Origin of the sequence: Flammeovirga agarivorans (assembly GCF_012641475.1) — a bacterium.
Classification (GTDB): Bacteria; Bacteroidota; Bacteroidia; order Cytophagales; family Flammeovirgaceae; genus Flammeovirga; species Flammeovirga agarivorans.
In genome coordinates this window covers 831,438-847,433 of the sequence record NZ_JABAIL010000003.1, presented here as the reverse complement: position 1 = coordinate 847,433, position 15,996 = coordinate 831,438, and the positions used below count along the sequence as shown (strand labels likewise).

Annotated in this window: 11 protein-coding genes and 1 riboswitch; of the genes, 6 read left to right on the top strand and 5 right to left on the bottom strand. The window is 35.4% G+C overall.

All coding sequences use genetic code 11. The features are described 5' to 3' along the window. Nucleotides 1-150: 150 nt before the first annotated feature. From HGP29_RS12145 to HGP29_RS12135, 3 genes are all read right to left on the bottom strand, one after another. The gene (locus HGP29_RS12145) at nucleotides 151-741 is read right to left on the bottom strand and encodes a GNAT family N-acetyltransferase (protein ID WP_168882674.1); all 591 of its coding nucleotides are present in this window, start codon (nucleotides 739-741) and stop codon (nucleotides 151-153) included. 148 nt (nucleotides 742-889) lie between these two features. Continuing rightward, nucleotides 890-1,264, bottom strand: a complete 375-nt coding sequence (locus HGP29_RS12140; RefSeq protein ID WP_168882673.1) for a PH domain-containing protein — start codon at nucleotides 1,262-1,264, stop codon at nucleotides 890-892. 96 nt (nucleotides 1,265-1,360) lie between these two features. Then, nucleotides 1,361-2,572 (bottom strand): MORN repeat-containing protein, encoded by a 1,212-nt coding sequence (locus tag HGP29_RS12135; RefSeq protein ID WP_168882672.1) that lies wholly within the window; start codon nucleotides 2,570-2,572, stop codon nucleotides 1,361-1,363. A gap of 92 nt (nucleotides 2,573-2,664) precedes the next feature. Between HGP29_RS12135 and HGP29_RS12130 the strand changes: the two genes are divergently transcribed. The 4 genes from HGP29_RS12130 to HGP29_RS12115 all read left to right on the top strand — a co-directional run bounded on the left by HGP29_RS12130 (nucleotide 2,665) and on the right by HGP29_RS12115 (nucleotide 7,951). Then, nucleotides 2,665-3,531 (top strand): N-acetylmuramoyl-L-alanine amidase-like domain-containing protein, encoded by an 867-nt coding sequence (locus tag HGP29_RS12130; protein WP_168882671.1) that lies wholly within the window; start codon nucleotides 2,665-2,667, stop codon nucleotides 3,529-3,531. A gap of 99 nt (nucleotides 3,532-3,630) precedes the next feature. Continuing rightward, a riboswitch (cobalamin riboswitch) is annotated at nucleotides 3,631-3,816 on the top strand. A 19-nt stretch (nucleotides 3,817-3,835) separates the two neighbouring features. Further along, complete coding sequence (locus tag HGP29_RS12125; protein WP_168882670.1) at nucleotides 3,836-4,996, top strand: ABC transporter substrate-binding protein; 1,161 nt, start codon at nucleotides 3,836-3,838, stop codon at nucleotides 4,994-4,996. 2 nt (nucleotides 4,997-4,998) lie between these two features. Continuing rightward, nucleotides 4,999-6,867: a TonB-dependent receptor plug domain-containing protein gene (locus HGP29_RS12120; RefSeq protein ID WP_168882669.1), complete on the top strand. Its 1,869-nt coding sequence runs from the start codon at nucleotides 4,999-5,001 to the stop codon at nucleotides 6,865-6,867. Nucleotides 6,868-6,874: 7 nt separating this feature from the next. Beyond that, the gene (locus HGP29_RS12115) at nucleotides 6,875-7,951 is read left to right on the top strand and encodes a beta-propeller fold lactonase family protein (RefSeq protein ID WP_168882668.1); all 1,077 of its coding nucleotides are present in this window, start codon (nucleotides 6,875-6,877) and stop codon (nucleotides 7,949-7,951) included. Between the two features lie 119 nt (nucleotides 7,952-8,070). Here HGP29_RS12115 and HGP29_RS12110 read toward each other — a convergent pair whose 3' ends face one another. Next, a complete protein-coding gene (locus tag HGP29_RS12110; protein WP_168882667.1) occupies nucleotides 8,071-8,532 on the bottom strand; it encodes a T9SS type A sorting domain-containing protein in 462 nt (153 codons plus the stop codon). A 10-nt stretch (nucleotides 8,533-8,542) separates the two neighbouring features. Then, nucleotides 8,543-12,898, bottom strand: a complete 4,356-nt coding sequence (locus HGP29_RS12105) for a di-heme oxidoredictase family protein (protein WP_168882666.1) — start codon at nucleotides 12,896-12,898, stop codon at nucleotides 8,543-8,545. A 504-nt stretch (nucleotides 12,899-13,402) separates the two neighbouring features. Here HGP29_RS12105 and HGP29_RS12100 point away from each other — a divergent pair. After that, a complete protein-coding gene (locus HGP29_RS12100; protein WP_168882665.1) occupies nucleotides 13,403-14,356 on the top strand; it encodes an NAD(P)H-dependent flavin oxidoreductase in 954 nt (317 codons plus the stop codon). Nucleotides 14,357-14,417: 61 nt separating this feature from the next. After that, on the top strand, nucleotides 14,418-15,962 hold the full coding sequence (locus HGP29_RS12095) for a DUF1254 domain-containing protein (protein WP_168882664.1): 1,545 nt from the start codon (nucleotides 14,418-14,420) through the stop codon (nucleotides 15,960-15,962). Nucleotides 15,963-15,996 lie beyond the last annotated feature (34 nt).

Here is a 15,996-nt window from a genome sequence, read left to right as displayed (position 1 = left end):
ATACAAATTTATACTTAATATCTATTTGATTTTACAAATAACTTCAAACGTTATCGAATGTTCGAAATATGAGAATTAAAATATTATAAATTCAGTATTATAATTTGTGAAATTTGTTCGGAACAAAATTAACAAAGAATACAAGAAATCTTATTGATTCAATTTAAATAATAAAGATTTTTTTGTGACAGCCCACTCATCGCGAACAATTGAGAAAACTACAGTGTCTCTAAGTGTACCATCTTCACCAATTTGATGATTTCTTAAAACCCCATCTTGCTTAGCTCCTAACCTCGCAATTGCTTTTCTAGAAGCTTGATTATGCCAATGTGTTCTAAATTCTACGGCAATACAATGTAGGGTTTCAAAAGCATGTCTTAAGAGAAGAAATTTACATTCTGTATTTACCCCTGTTTTTTGATAACTTTTTGCATACCATGTATACCCAATCTCTACCCTTTTATGATGAGTAACGGCATTAGTAAAACGCGTAGATCCAATGACTTTATTTGTCTTTTTATCGATAACGACAAAAGGTAAAGACTTTTCTAACTGATAATCCTCTAATGCCTTTTCAAGGTATTTATCTATTGTATTGATAGATGGAACCGAGGTAAACCATAATTTCCATAATTCTCCATCACTTGCAGCATTTAGTAATTCTTCTTTATGCTCCAGTGTTAAAGGGATTAGTTTCACTAATGCACCTTCTAACTCTGTTTTATTTAACCACTTTTGCATTCTAGGTTGATTTAGTTGGGTGTGTCCAAAAGTTGATTAAAGTTAGACCTAATTTTGTGATACAGAAAATTATTGAAAGTTTTGTTTAGATATATCAATAGAAAAATAAAGGCTACTTAAGTTGATCCCCTCAAGTAACCTTTAGTTATTATAATACTCCTTCAGAAAGTAATTGATATACTTCTTTTACATCCTGATCACTTCCAAACTTAGTTTCTATAGGTTCTGGAATTCTTTTAACCCAGATTTTCAACTCAGAATCAGCATCAAAATTTCCTTTTGTCTCCATAGAGAACTGCTCTATTTGTTTGTAAGGAATAGTTAGAAGTTCCGCTTTCTTTCCTGTGATACCTTGCTTATCGACAATTAAAAGTCTTTTGTTGGTAAAGATCCATTGATCTCTAACTAATTGATAAGCTTTTACAAATTGTTCGTCTGATGATAAAACGAAACCAAACTTTTCTTGAACGTCTTCAATATTAGCATTGGAAACATTACCCATTAAAGTATTAAACAGGCCCATTTAATTAGATTTTTTGGTTATTGATATTATTTGTAAGCAAAAAAAGATGCCTACCCTAAGATAAGCATCTTTTTTTAGAAATAAATCAGAAAGGAATTAATCCTCTTCAACATAATTATACATCTGCTGAGTTTCTTTCTCAATTTCTTTCTTTTCTTCTTTTATTTCGTCCTTGATTTTATACTTGGCTCTTCTAATTTCTTCATCACGCTTTTTCTTTTCCTCACAGGTTCCGGCGTACCAATGTGCCACCCCTGCTTTATAAGCTTGATATGGATTTTTGTAATCCTCTCCATCACAACCACAAACAGGGTCATCTGTGAAATCAAAAGCTACTTTACGATCGTCGTTTTCTTTAATTTCACAAGACATTTTTCTTAATTCTTCAATGTCTCTTGAAGCTAAAGGTAAGCTCGTACGCATTGAACGCGTACATTTTGTAGGGTAATATAACGATTTGTCAAATTGATAAGGTTGAGCATAAATTAGGTATTCCTCATCTTCAAAGTAGACGAAGTCACATGAGCCATACTCAGCGCGCATATATACTTTTCTTTTCGGATATAAAGCACCTTTCCAATATTCTGAAACAATAATCCCTACTCTATCATACCCTTCATCAGTTGTTTCAATTTCAAAAACTTTCCCGACAAATACTGCCTCTGATTCGTTATATGCTTCGGCAACAGATACAGATTCTCTATAACAGTCACATGGCACGTACTCATCATCTCTCCACTCACCTTGTTCTGTATCTCCATTTGGATAAAGCATTATACCTTTTCCATGGCGTTTACCGTTTTTCCATTCACCAATATATTGTGCTCCGTTAGCATACCAGTGTTGGCCTTCTCCATTGACTTGATTATACATCCAAGTACCTTCGTGTCTTTCACCTGAACGAGTAATTAATATACCACGACCATGCATTTTTCCATCAAGAAAACCTCCTTGATATACATCACCATTTGCCCAATTATATACACCGGCGCCAAATGGTTGTCCTTTAGAGAAGTTCCCTTCGTACTTATTGCCATTCGCAAATTTTAAACTTCCTCTACCGTCCATCAAGTCATTTCTCCATTTTCCTTGATAAACCGTTCCATCTTCCCATGTATATGTTCCCATACCATGACGTTGACCATCCCCGTTAAATTGACCAACATATTTATCTTTTTCAGGGTGCTCACTGATTTCTTGTCCTAATACTGACGTAAAATTTATCAGTAAAAAACACAACATAAATCCAAGAGACTTTCTTAACATTCTATTGATATTTTTATAGTTTGATTGCAAGGTAAGTTCCATTGTTCTGATAATTTCAAAGAATTGCCTAAGTTTATATATCAAGAACATTATTGAAGTTAATGCTTCATTCCTGCAAAATGCAAAAAATAAATATGTCAAGACAATTCTTATCAATAATTAGCTTATTATTTATCACTTTTTATTGCCAAGCACAGTTTGTTTGTACAATTCCAAGTACAAAAGCTTTTGAAGATAAGCTCACAACATTAAACCAACTTCCTTTACAAGGGCTTACTTCGAATGAAAAGGCAATCAGTATTGCCAAAACATTTGTAGGTGAACCCTATCTTGAAAAGACCCTCGAAATAAATGAAAAGAGGGAAGACTTAGTCATTAATTATCTAGGTTTTGATTGTACTACCTTTGTAGAATCTGTAGTTGCTTTAACTAAATTGTATTCTGGAGAGGACAATGAAAAATTTAGAAACCTCAATCATTATGCAAGTATCTTAGAATATTTAAGATATAGAGACGGGAGACGAAATGGGTACCCTTCACGATTACATTATTTTACAGAATGGGTAAGAAATAATCAGAAAAAAGGTATTGTTACTGACGTTACGGAGAAAATCGGAGGAACAGTATACGATAAGAAAATCAACTTTATGAGTACTCATATCACTGCGTACAAACAGTTAGTTGGTAATGATTCCGCTTTAGTAGAGGTCAAGAAAATTGAAGATCAAATAAATACAAAGCCACTCTCTCAAATATATATTAAAGAAATAGCTGAGATAGAAAGTAAAATAGAACCTGGAGATATTATTGCTTTGGTTTGTAAAGTAGATGGTTTAGATGTCTCTCATGTCGGTTTTGCAGTAAGATTGGAAGACCACCGTATACATTTATTACATGCCTCACAATCTGGAGGGGAAGTTGAAATCACAAAAAAACCTTTAGCAGAGTGGTTAAAAAATAGCAAATTGAACACCGGGATAACAGTTGCAAGAATCAACTAGTTTGTCTTTTGAATAATAGTATTTCTTGACAAAACTGCTACTGATAATGGATTTGCAAATGATTTTTAATGATCACAGTCATGCTTCATAAATAATCTTTTTAGTTGTATTGTAAATAATCATCTATCATATTTGCATCAAACGAAAGGGAATTTGGTGAGAATCCAAAACAGTCCCCGCTACTGTAATCCTACCTGTAAGGGTTGATGAAAATGCCACTGAGTACACTCGGGAAGGCTCATCTAAAAGGAAAGTCAGGATATCTTTTGTTTGGAAATATTCTTCGGGTGTAAAGTAAAAAGGAATGCAGCTAAACAAGTCACTATATACTATAGTCCTTTCTTTCCTCATCCTATTTTTTGGATGTCAGCAGAAGGAAAACAAACAAACGTCTCAGAAAGAGAATCAAGAGCAAAATATTGGCTCAGTAAAATCGGAAGTGTTACATGCTAAAACTTTTAAGTTAGAGTATAAGGACAATCTTAAATTATTACACTTCATCAATCCTTTTAACGACGGTCAAGAGACATTTGTATTATTACCAAAAGGGAATTCTCTTCCTGATCAATACAAAGGCCATCAAGTTATTTCAATTCCAGTAAAAAATGTAATTACAACGACCACCGCTCAAACTTCTATGATGGAAGAACTTGGAAGTATTGATGCTATTAGGGGGTATGTTGATAAAACCTATATGTATAGCCAAGACATTATTGACCGTATGGAAGAAGGTCGTATTATTTCTGTTGGTTATGATATGGAAGGAAATGCTGAAAAAGTAATCTTAAGTGATGCTGACTTGGTTATGGTTGTAGGAAGCAGTTCAACCTCTTCTAATTCATTCCCTGTTATTCAAAAAGCAGGCATTCCTATCTTAGCCAATACAGATTGGCAAGAAAGTGACTTATTGGGAAGAGCCGAATGGATTAAGGTTTTTGGTGCTCTTCTTAACAAGGAAGCCGAAGCAAATGCTTTGTTTGAAAGCATTACAAAGCAATACAACGAATATAAACATCTAGCTACTCAGGCAAAATCTTCTCCGAAAGTGATTAGTGGTTTACCGTACAAAGGCCTTTGGTCTGTACCTGGTGGAGCCTCTTATTTGGCTAAAGCTTTTCATGATGTTCATGTAGATTATCCTTGGTTCGACAATGATCAAAAAGGTAGTTTACAATTCGACTTAGAAGGCGTTTATGCAAAAGGAAAAGATGCAAAGTATTGGATTAACGTTGGTATGATCAATTCCTTGGAAGAGTTAAAAGGCGTTGACAAGAGGTATGCTGAATTTGATGCATTTACCAACGGAGGAATCTACAACAACAATAATAAAATGAATAAAGCAGCCAATGATTATTGGGGTACAGGAATTTTACACCCAGAAATCATTTTAGCTGACCTTATTAAGATTTTCCATCCGGAACTTCTTCCCGATCACGAATTATACTTCTTTCAAAAAATTAATTAATCATGAGATTAAAAGGTCTAATGGCCGTTTTATTCTTTATCTCCACTTATTGTGTAGGTCAAGAGTATCAGCTTCCTGATCGAGAATTAAAAGAAGTTGAGATCACTGCCAAATCAATGAAGTACTATAGTCAAGGGGCACATATCCAAACCTTTGACAGTACTGAAATGCAATTCTATAATGAAGGTACTCTAGCGACTTTATTAAGAGATAAAGCTTCAGTATATATTCGAGAATATGGTGCTCCAGGGCAACTTTCTAGTATCTCTATTCGTGGTGCATCTCCAGAAAATACTGCGATTGTATGGAATGGCATTAACTTAAATTCTTTGACGTTAGGTCAAACAGATATGTCTACCATTAATACTTTCTATTTTGATAATATTGACCTTCAGTATGGAGCAAGTTCTGCACAATATGGTTCTGGGGCAGTAGGTGGTACCATTATCCTTAAAGATCAATTGGATTGGGAGAGAGAAAATCATTTTGAATTACAAACAGCATACGGAAGCTTCAACCAACAATTTTATGGTTTTAAAGCTCAATATGGTAATAATAAATGGAAGCATAAGACAGTAGGCCTTTATCAGATGGCTGATAATGATTATACATTTTATAATGAATATGCCAAAGAAGATCAGGTACAACAAAATGCTGGTTTTTGGCATGCAGGAATTCTTCATGAAACTCATTTTAAACCAAATGAAAACGAAGAATGGTCCGTTAATCTATGGTATACACAAGATCAAAGGGGTATTCAACCAATCATGGGCAATAACATGAAGCCGAGTACTTATGACTCTACTGAAAATACAAATTTCAGAGGAGTTGTAAATTACAAAGTGAAAAATGATAAATGGACACATACTGCAAGTGTCGCCTATATTCAGGATGAATTATTAAACGGTGGAAGCCAAATTGCCACACAAAGAGTTCAGGGAGATTATAGAGGTGAAACATCATTAACCAACAGTTTAACATTACAAACTGGTTTGACTCTAATGAACATTTGGCCAGATGTTTATGCCTACGCTGCCGACACAGAGGAATTTAGAGGGTCCGTTTTTGCAGCCCTTAGATGGGATGTCACCAATCGTTTTAATGTATCTACCACATTACGACAAACAGTCGTTACTGGATACTCTGCTCCATTTACACCCTCACTGAATTTATCTTATATCGCATTAGAAGATGGGAGTCAATCTTTAAAAATAAAAAGTTCGGCTGGAAGAAGTTATAGAGTCCCTACCCTCAACGAAAGGTATTGGGGAGAAAAAGCTAACCCAGACATTAAACCAGAAGATGGATATAATGTTGATTTAGGTTTTGACTATACAAAAAGCAACAACCATCTAACATTCAATACATCAGTTACGGGATTTTATCTTAGAACTTTTAATAAAATCTTATGGATTCCAGGAAATCCTACATATGCTGCCAACGTAAAAGAAACATATTCTAGGGGTGTAGAAGTAAGTGCAGATATTGGAAATCAGTATTCAAAACAACTATTAAAATGGAAGTTTGGAGCAGCATACTCTTTCACTGATGCTCAGAACTTAGACAAAGACAAACAACTTATGTATGTACCTAAAAACCTTATTAGGTCCTACATCAACTTAGGTATAGCAACTTGGTCTCTTAATATTGATGGTAATTTCGTTGGTAAGAGAACCACAGCAAATGATTACTACAACCTTGACGCTTACCAACTCCTTAATGTTGGATTAAGCAAATGGTTCAAAATAAACAATAGCAGAATTTTATTGACTGCTAAAGTGAATAATATAACTAATTCAGAATACCAGAACTATGAAGAATACCCTATGCCGGGTATTAATTATATGTTCAAAGCAAATTTCAATTTTTAAAAACGACATGAAAAAGTTTTACAAATTTCAGCTAATCTTTGCATTTATTGCAGTAATTTTTTCATCATGTGTTGAGGATAAAGAGTCAACTCCTTATGTTCCTGGTTCAGAAGGTTTCCAATTGAACTCATATGGTCAATTTGGTAAGCCTAATACTACTTCAATCATGGGCGCATCCATTTTTGGTGATGATAGCGTAACTGTTTCTCAACAAGCTTACAAAGATCAAAACGGTGAGATCATTGGTGGACATGTTGAAGGATTTACTTCAAATGGTGAGTTAACGGTGATCACTACTTCAGTTAGCGAGCAAATTATCATTGCAAACACAAAAACATTAGAAAAAATCCATGTAATCAACTCAGGAGTCGAAACTCCTAGATATGCTGCCTTTGATGGCAACTATGCTTATGTTACTCAATGGGGACCTGTACAGTCAGATTTCAGCTATAATGATCCTAAAGTACATGTTGTAAACTTATCAACAGGTTCAATTGAAAATTCATTTTCAGTAGGTTCAAATCCAGAAGGTATTGCAGTGGTAGATGGAAAGATCTTAGTTGCTGCTAGTAATACTACTGAAGTGGAAGTTTACAATACATCTGATCTTGAAAAAGTAGGAAGTATCGATGTTGGAGTTCATCCACAACACTTTGTATATCAAAATAATGAGATCTGGGTATCTTTAGGTAATGGCTATAACCCTGATTGGTCTCCAAGTTTTGACACAGCAAAATTAGGTATTGCAAAAATTGATGTAAACGGCCTTTCTTATTCAAATTTTGTTAACTACCCTGGTATCACAAATGAAGGTAATATTCAACCAACTACTAATGCTGATGAAATCTTAGCTATTGGTTCTGGTGAAATTGTAGTAATCAATACTGCAAGTAAAAATGTAGATACATTAATCGAAGAAGCAGCGATTACAGGTGTTGCACAAAATCCTTCTACAAACGACATCTATGTAGCATTAACTCCTGATTATGAAAATCCAGGAAAATGTAAAATATATAATGAAAGTGGAGATGAAAAAGCTGAAATTCCTGCAGGAGTCAACCCAGTTCATTTCATTTTCTACTAAAAAGAATTTGTCAAAATAAGTGGTAAAGAGTCAGAAGGTCCTACTTTCTGGCTCTTTTTTTCATTAAAAAAGTCACCATAAAAATGAATTTATGATGACTTTTACATTGATATAATAAATTAGAAACTAACGACTAATTTCTTTGTTACTGTATTCCCTTCTTTATCGGTATATGTCATAATATACACTCCAGAAGGTAGACTTTGAGTAGTTCCGACGTTAAACATTTTTTGATCACTAACATCAAATTCCTCAATAAGATCACCTACTGGTGAGAATAATTGAACATGTCCCTCTAAATTATTTATTGACTCAACCGTAAACTTCCCTTGTTTACTTGGGTTGGGAAATACGTTAATAGAATAATCAGACAATTCACTCTCAAGAGATGTTCCTATTGTTCTTGCAGAAGAACCACAGGCTTCATCTGCAGCTGTTTGATTTTCAAAACATTGGTCACAGCTTGCAATAGGTCTACAAGGTGGACATTTTACTGTTATTGACGCTACATCTTGCTGTGCTAAAGCTGATGTAAATGCTGATAGAATTAATACTATTGATATATAAAATATTTTTTTCATTTTGATGGTATTATAAAGATTCAACAAATTTGATGACTGCTTCTTTTTCTTCTGCAGTCAACTCTTCATATGCTGCTCTAGATCCAGCGGCCTCCCCACCATGTTGCATAATTGCCTGATCTACCGAAGTAGCAGAACCATTGTGCATAAATAATAGAGCTTTACCATTTCGATCTAATAATTGTTTATTGTAATACAGTCCCCAAAGTGCTGGTGTTCTATAGCTGTTTCCAGTACCGATATCATGAAGTTTCATATCAGTGTAAGGTCTTAGCGTAATATTTCTGAACTCTTTTGGAGCATCATTTCTTGTACGTTGGGTTTCAGAGTGACAAGTAGCACAACCAATTTCCGAGAATTTCACATGACCAATTCCCACTTGTGGATCATCATATACTCCCTTCGATCTAGTTGGTACCGTTAAAAATTTAGTGTAGGCTACTAATAAGTCTACATCTTCTTGAGTGATTTGGTTAGCATCTGATGCATCAATACCATGATCATTCAATAATGCATTTACAGTTTGTTCTTCTACAGTAGGTACTGAACCGTCCCAAGTTAAACCAACTTCTGCTCCAGCAATCCATTGTAACAGACCAACTCCATAAACTGGTGGAGGTAAAAGGTTACCTTTCGGTGTACTCACTACTTCTGAACCTCTACCATCTCTAAAGTGACAACTACCACAAGTAGTCGAACCAATATTAATTTCACCTAATACTCTATTGTCTTGCTGTCCGTCTCCTTGTCCTCTATGTCTAACACCATGGAATAAATGATGCCCCTCGAGGAAATCATCTACGTCATCGTCATCTTCTAAAGTGATGAGGTGTTGTGTAAATACTGCATCCTGTTCTTCTTTAGTAAATTGTCCTGATCCTGAAAGAATCATATTACTAGATGCTCTACCAGCCATTGCCAGTCGGGGATCTCCAAAAGTGTTAAACCCTTGCCCTACTACATAATTTTGGAAAGTGTTATAATGTTGTGCTCCTTTACTCCAAGGTACACCATCTACTAATGCTGTTACGGCAGTGATCTCATAAGAAATGATATTACCGTAGTTAACAGTTGCAATATCCGACCATGGATATAAGTCACCGCCTTCATCATAGGTAGCTCCTCCAGGTGCAATGTATGCTGCGTAAGAAGGTGTAGATGCTCCACCTTTTGCAAGGAATTCCATACGACGCACAGGTATTCTGTTACCTCCTTCCCAAATCAATTTATCTTTATCTGGAAGGTTTCCCTGATCTTTATGTCTAATTGTATAATCTTTTGTTGAGTACAAGAATTGCTCAAAGCGAATATTATCCGATCCATCTGTCACTTCCGTTTCATAACGGTCTAACGTTCTTAATAAAGAGCCATTATGAGAAGCATCAAAAATCGCTTCCGTAATACCATCTTGAGGGTGAGGATGCCTAAATCTCATCCAGCTTGCTCCTTTTGTTACAATTGTTGGTCTGTTATCAGGATCTATTCTTTCTCCTTTTGTTGTAAATAAACCAGAGTATACCCAAATATCGGCTGGGTCATATGTATTCATAGTTGTATTACGCTTGTATCTAAAGAAGTAATAATAATCTCCTGCATCCACACATTCTTGAGGTACTGAAGCTTGAAGATTATCTCCTAGTTCAGCAGTATAGAAAGTTACTTGATTACATGAACAATGCATTTCAAAAGTACCCGTATTCGTCTGCATTTGGTCAGCAACTCCGCCTCCAATAGCAACAGATACCTCCGTTAAGTCTTCACTTAAATCAAATGACCAACCATGTTCTTTAGCAGGGCTTCCTTGAATAGGAGTTTGAAGTGCAGGTGTTGGATAAAGTACTAATGGTACTTCTCCACAAGGGTCTTCTTCACATGGAGCACATGGACCTCCACAGTCTACTCTAGTTTCTCCTTGGTTTCTGATTCCATCAGAACATGTTGGAAGTGGACCTCCTTCTTGAATCGTCACATAGCCTAGATCCATCGGACAATCACCTCCTTCCCATCTCACAAAAACATGATATTCTTGTGGTGATAAACCTGTTATGGTTAACCATTTCAAATCATCATTCTCACTAAAAGGATATGTCACACCACCATCTAACGATACTTCGATGACTTCTCTTCCTTCAACATCATCAAAAGAAAGCGTAATGATACCATCTACTTCGTTTTCAAATGTCTCATTTTGTTTAGTTATCGTTGCAAATGGATTCGGTGTTCCATTACAAATGGTTTCACAAGATTGGCAATCAGGGCCACCACAATCAACACCTGTTTCCTCTCCATTTTGGATTCCATCAGAACAAGTTGGGCATGCATTACAAGATGAACCACCGCAATCGACACCTGTTTCATCACCGTTTTGGATGCCATCATTACAAGTAGGTACGAAATAACACAAACCTACTTGAGCTACTTTTTCCTGCTCATTACTTCCTTGCACCTTTATCGTATAATCAACTCCAGATTGTACATTCACCGCTCTTTTATAATAACCGTCTTCTTGTACATCAGGAGGATAACATCCACCGTTTAAGCATAAATAAAGTGCTGAACCTAGTTCTTCATTATAATATAAATAGCCTTGCCCATCGATAATAGTCAAACCAAAGTCACCACATGTTCCTTCACCTCCAACTATAGGTGCACATGGAGCACAATCACCACCACAATCGATGCCTGATTCTCCATTATTTTGAACACCATCTGCACAAAAATCAATTTGTGGTTCTTCTTTCACAAGCCACCAAACACCACCTGATGCTTCACCATTGATATCATTTGTGTTATTGTCTCCAGAGAAATAATATAAAGGTTTATTATTAAATGTAAGTTGTAACTCACCATCACAAGTACCACTTAAACCGAAATCTCCTACAAGACCATTTGGTAAAGTTTGTGGAAGAATTAAATTCACTTTTGCATCTGTTACTACTGCAGGCCAACTTTGAATACAACCTCCAGTACAACTACTAAATTCGTTGGTATCATTATCCCAAGTATAAATGGCTTTAGCTGGTTGATCACCATATTTTGCTACTAAATATTCTCCAACAGTTGGAGAAGATGATACTGAGATGACCAAATCTTCAAAAGTTGGAACTGGTTGATCTGGACAGTCAGGACAAACTCCGCCACAATCTGTTTCTATTTCATTTCCATCTTTGATGTTATTTTCACAAGAACCTATTGTCACTGTACCTATTTCTTCGATACAATCACCATTGGACCATTTTAGAGCTACTGGATAACTCCCTTCAGCTTTATTATTAATTGTAAAAGATTGATCCGTCAATGCAACACTAAAAGAGTCATTATCAAACAAGATCATAAGTGAGTCATAATCATTCTCAACGTTATTGAAAGTGAAAGTTACCGACCCATCCAAGGCTCCACTTGACGTTTCATTGATAGTAGAAACGCCTGTATAAACATTTAATGGGTTGTTTAAGCCACTACAAGGTGATGGCTCCCCAATAAATTTAACTTGATCAATATTTAAAGCGGCATCACCCGATTGAAACTTCACTTCAAAAGTATCACCTTCTTGAATATCAATAGTTTTGCTTACAGATTGGTACGTACCCACCCAAGCTCCTGTTGAATTAAAGGCGATATTTCCTGCATCTTCATTATTGATAAAAATTGATATTTCACCACTAAGTTCTGAAGCGTAAATAATTTCAACACTTGAAGCTGATGGCACATTGGGTAATCTAAAACCAGCTCCTTGAGCAGAAATATAGGCTACTCCTTGACCATTTGACGCTGAACCGTCTGTATATCTTGATGCACTTCCAATTAATTCTCCACCTTCAGCCTCAATAAATCTTGATGAAGTTGGTGGAGGAGAAACCACTTCACATGGTTCACAAGTACCACCACAATCGACACCTGTTTCCTCTCCATTTTGGATTCCATCAGAACAAGTAGGCAATGGATCAGGGTCTGGATCTGGTTGAGGAGAATCTCCTTTTAATGTTGCTACCACATCATAAAGATCAGAGATATATTGTCCATTTGAGGTAGCAATTTTTAATTGAATAGAGTAAGTATTACCAACAGTAATTCCAGTAACTGGCCTCTCCCATCTATTCCCCACTTTTTCTCCCGAAGTACAGTTTGCTCCAAGACAGATATAATTCCATCCCCCTGTCCATCCAGGTTGATCTTCAAAATAGATCGTTGCATTTCCATTATCGACCTCAATACCATAATTCTGTGCTATGATGTTTTGAGAATACATCAATAAACACATTATAAAGAGGTTAGTTAGATTGTTTTTCAGAAAATTTGCCCAATAGGATATCAGGTATCCTCTTTCTTTTGAGCTACTTTCTTTCATAGTAGATAATTCTTTCATTTTACTTTACAGTCTTAAAAAATATTTACACCGTTCATCGGCTTGTTTTTGAAATTTATTATCAACCTAGACCGATTACTAAGAATTATCTACTGCAATTACTCATTGTTTTCTACTTTTTATATACTTCAAAATTAATCACACACTTTTAATAGACGTCAATTAAAGTAGTAGTATAAATTTACTCTTTTTAACATCCTGACGCATAAATAGAAAGTTGATGCGTAGTTTATTTTTTCATTTGATAATAGACTTAATTTCAACATTTATAGTGGCTAAAAGTGATGAAAATTGATATAATCAGTGTTTTTACTGCCATATGATCCCTCACCAAACAATTAGGAATCATCATATTTATTGATAATTATTCTTTGTTATTTTAAATACTATTTCAACATTCGCCTTTGAGAAATACTTAAAAAACTATACTTCATTTTTTTCAGTCTCTCATAGTTTTTTAGTAGGTAATAAGTAACTTCACTACTCGTATAAACACATAAAGTTATGACAACAGACAACAGAATTTGCCAACTATTCGATATTAAATATCCTATTATCTCAGGTGGAATGGTATGGTGCAGTGGTTGGAAACTTGCATCAGCAGTTAGTAATGCTGGAGGCTTAGGTCTTATTGGTGCAGGTTCGATGCATCCTGAAACTTTTTTAGAACATGTTCAGAAGTGTAAAGCAGCTACTGATAAACCTTTTGGTGTCAATATCCCTTTATTCTACCCTGAAGTAGACAGATTAATGGAAATTATTATTGATGAGAAAGTTCCCATTGTTTTTACTTCAGCAGGTAGCCCTAAAAAGTATACCGCATTTTTAAAGGAAAATGGAATTAAAGTAGCTCAAGTGGTCTCCTCCTTAAAATTTGCATTGAAGTCTCAGGAAGCGGGTGTTGATGCTATTGTAGCGGAAGGCTTTGAAGCAGGTGGACATAATGGTAAGGAAGAAACAACTACGCTTTGCCTCATCCCTCCGATTGCTGAAAAATTATCCATCCCAGTCATCGCCGCAGGTGGAATAGGTTCTGGTAAATCGATGTTGGCCGCATTTGCTTTGGGTGCCGAGGGTGTTCAAGTAGGCTCTCGCTTTGCAATTACAAAGGAATCTTCCGCTCATGATAATTTCAAGAATAAGATAGTAGACGCACAAGAAGGAGATACCATCCTTACTTTAAAAGATTTAGTTGCTGTTCGATTAATAAAAAATGAATTCTATCAGAAAGTAGCCGATGCTGAAGCAAGAGGTGCAAATAAAGATGAGCTATCTGAAATATTGGGTAAAAGAAGATCAAAAAGAGGTATTTTCGAGGGAGATTTAGTAGAAGGTGAGATAGAAATAGGACAGATCTCAGCACAGATAGATAATATCATTACAGCAAAAGAAGTGGTAGATGATATGTGGTCTTCATTTTTATTAGAGAAGAATAGAATAAGCCAACTTTTTAATTAGATTATTCCTGCATTTCTGTTTAAATTGTATAGATATACTGAACAATCTATACCATTTTTACATGCAAGCTAAAAGATTACTCACGGTACTCTTAGCAGGCACTTTATTCGGTGCCTGCCAAACTTCTACATCACCCAAAAAAGAAAATGAAGTTAAGGCAAAAGAAGTCTTTTCTATGAAAATGACAACACCAATTCCTGAAGGAATTGAAAGCCCCAACGTCATTCACTCTTCACAACTTGGAGATTTAAAATTCTTTGATGGCGTTCCTTTACCAGAAACTGTTGACAAAGTTTACGATTATATCGACTTACATAATGCAGTTGATGCTTACACTAAAGGGATTCAAATCGCCTCTATGGAAGCTATGAAACAGGGAATTTTATCTTTTGGCCCTGCCAATGAAACTGTTCTTTTGTTCGAAGGATTAATGGATTCAAAAGCTTTGTTCTTGACAGCCAACACTACATCAGTGTATATGATGTCATGGTTAGAGTTAGGCGATGAACCTATGGTCATTGAAACTCCACCCGACGTTTTGGGTATTATTGATGATCATTATTTTAAATATGTAGCGGACTTTGGTCGTTTAGGTCCTGATAAATCTAAAGGAGGTAAATTCTTAATACTTCCACCTAATTATAATGGTAAAGTACCAAGAGGCTATCATGTCGTAAAGACAAATACTTATGGGCATTGGGTTATATGGAGAGGTTTTCAAAAAGATGGAAGCCCATTGCCGGCCGTAAATGCAACAAAGGAAACTTATAAAGTTTATCCACTTTCACAAAAGAAAAACCCTCCTAAAATGAATTTTGTGAATGTTTCAGGAAAAAGCTTTAATACCATTCATAGAATGGATGAAAAAATTTATGAAGAGATAAACGCTGTCGTTCAATCTGAACCTACTGCTGCAGAAAATCCAGAACTTTTAGGTTCACTTGCCGCAATCGGGATTGAAAAAGGGAAGACATTTGCTCCTGATGCAAGAATGAAAAAAATTTTAGAAGACGCTTCTAAAATTGGTAGTGCTATTGTAAGAACTGAAATGGCAAAACCTCGAAGTGAGTATTTATATAAATTTCCAAATACTCAATGGTTAAATCCTTTGGCTTATAAAAGCTATTTGTTTGAACATAATGGAGCAAGGCTTTTGGATGCTAGAAGTGCTTTCCATTTTTATGCTACTGGTATAACCCCTGCAATGTCGATGAAAATTATTGGCAAAGGCTCTCAATACTCTATTGCTTACAGCGATAAAAATGGAAATGTATTTGATGGAAGCAAGACCTATAAATTCCATGTACCTGCCAATCCTCCAATGAAAGATTTCTGGTCATTCACTATCTATGATAATCAGACCAGATCTATGTTACAAACAGACCAACAGTTTCCTGGAATTGATAGTAACCAAAAAGGTCTAGTTCAAAATAAAGATGGCTCTTGGGATATTTTTATTGGCCCAAAAGCACCTAAAGGAATGGAGAACAATTGGATTCAAACTAATCCTTCTAAAGGCTGGAATACTATTTTCAGACTATATGGACCTTTAGAACCATGGTTTGATAACAAGTGGTATCCTTCTGACGCTGAACTTGTAAACTAAATGTAATAGATAATACAAAATTAAAGGTAACTTC

Coding starts and splice junctions, on each gene's coding strand:
- HGP29_RS12130 (WP_168882671.1), top strand. CDS start 2,665: ATGTCAAGACAATTCTTATCAATAATTAGCTTATTATTTATCACTTTT.
- HGP29_RS12140 (WP_168882673.1), bottom strand. CDS start 1,264: ATGGGCCTGTTTAATACTTTAATGGGTAATGTTTCCAATGCTAATATT.
- HGP29_RS12095 (WP_168882664.1), top strand. CDS start 14,418: ATGCAAGCTAAAAGATTACTCACGGTACTCTTAGCAGGCACTTTATTC.
- HGP29_RS12125 (WP_168882670.1), top strand. CDS start 3,836: ATGCAGCTAAACAAGTCACTATATACTATAGTCCTTTCTTTCCTCATC.
- HGP29_RS12135 (WP_168882672.1), bottom strand. CDS start 2,572: ATGGAACTTACCTTGCAATCAAACTATAAAAATATCAATAGAATGTTA.
- HGP29_RS12110 (WP_168882667.1), bottom strand. CDS start 8,532: ATGAAAAAAATATTTTATATATCAATAGTATTAATTCTATCAGCATTT.
- HGP29_RS12100 (WP_168882665.1), top strand. CDS start 13,403: ATGACAACAGACAACAGAATTTGCCAACTATTCGATATTAAATATCCT.
- HGP29_RS12105 (WP_168882666.1), bottom strand. CDS start 12,898: ATGAAAGAATTATCTACTATGAAAGAAAGTAGCTCAAAAGAAAGAGGA.
- HGP29_RS12115 (WP_168882668.1), top strand. CDS start 6,875: ATGAAAAAGTTTTACAAATTTCAGCTAATCTTTGCATTTATTGCAGTA.
- HGP29_RS12120 (WP_168882669.1), top strand. CDS start 4,999: ATGAGATTAAAAGGTCTAATGGCCGTTTTATTCTTTATCTCCACTTAT.
- HGP29_RS12145 (WP_168882674.1), bottom strand. CDS start 741: ATGCAAAAGTGGTTAAATAAAACAGAGTTAGAAGGTGCATTAGTGAAA.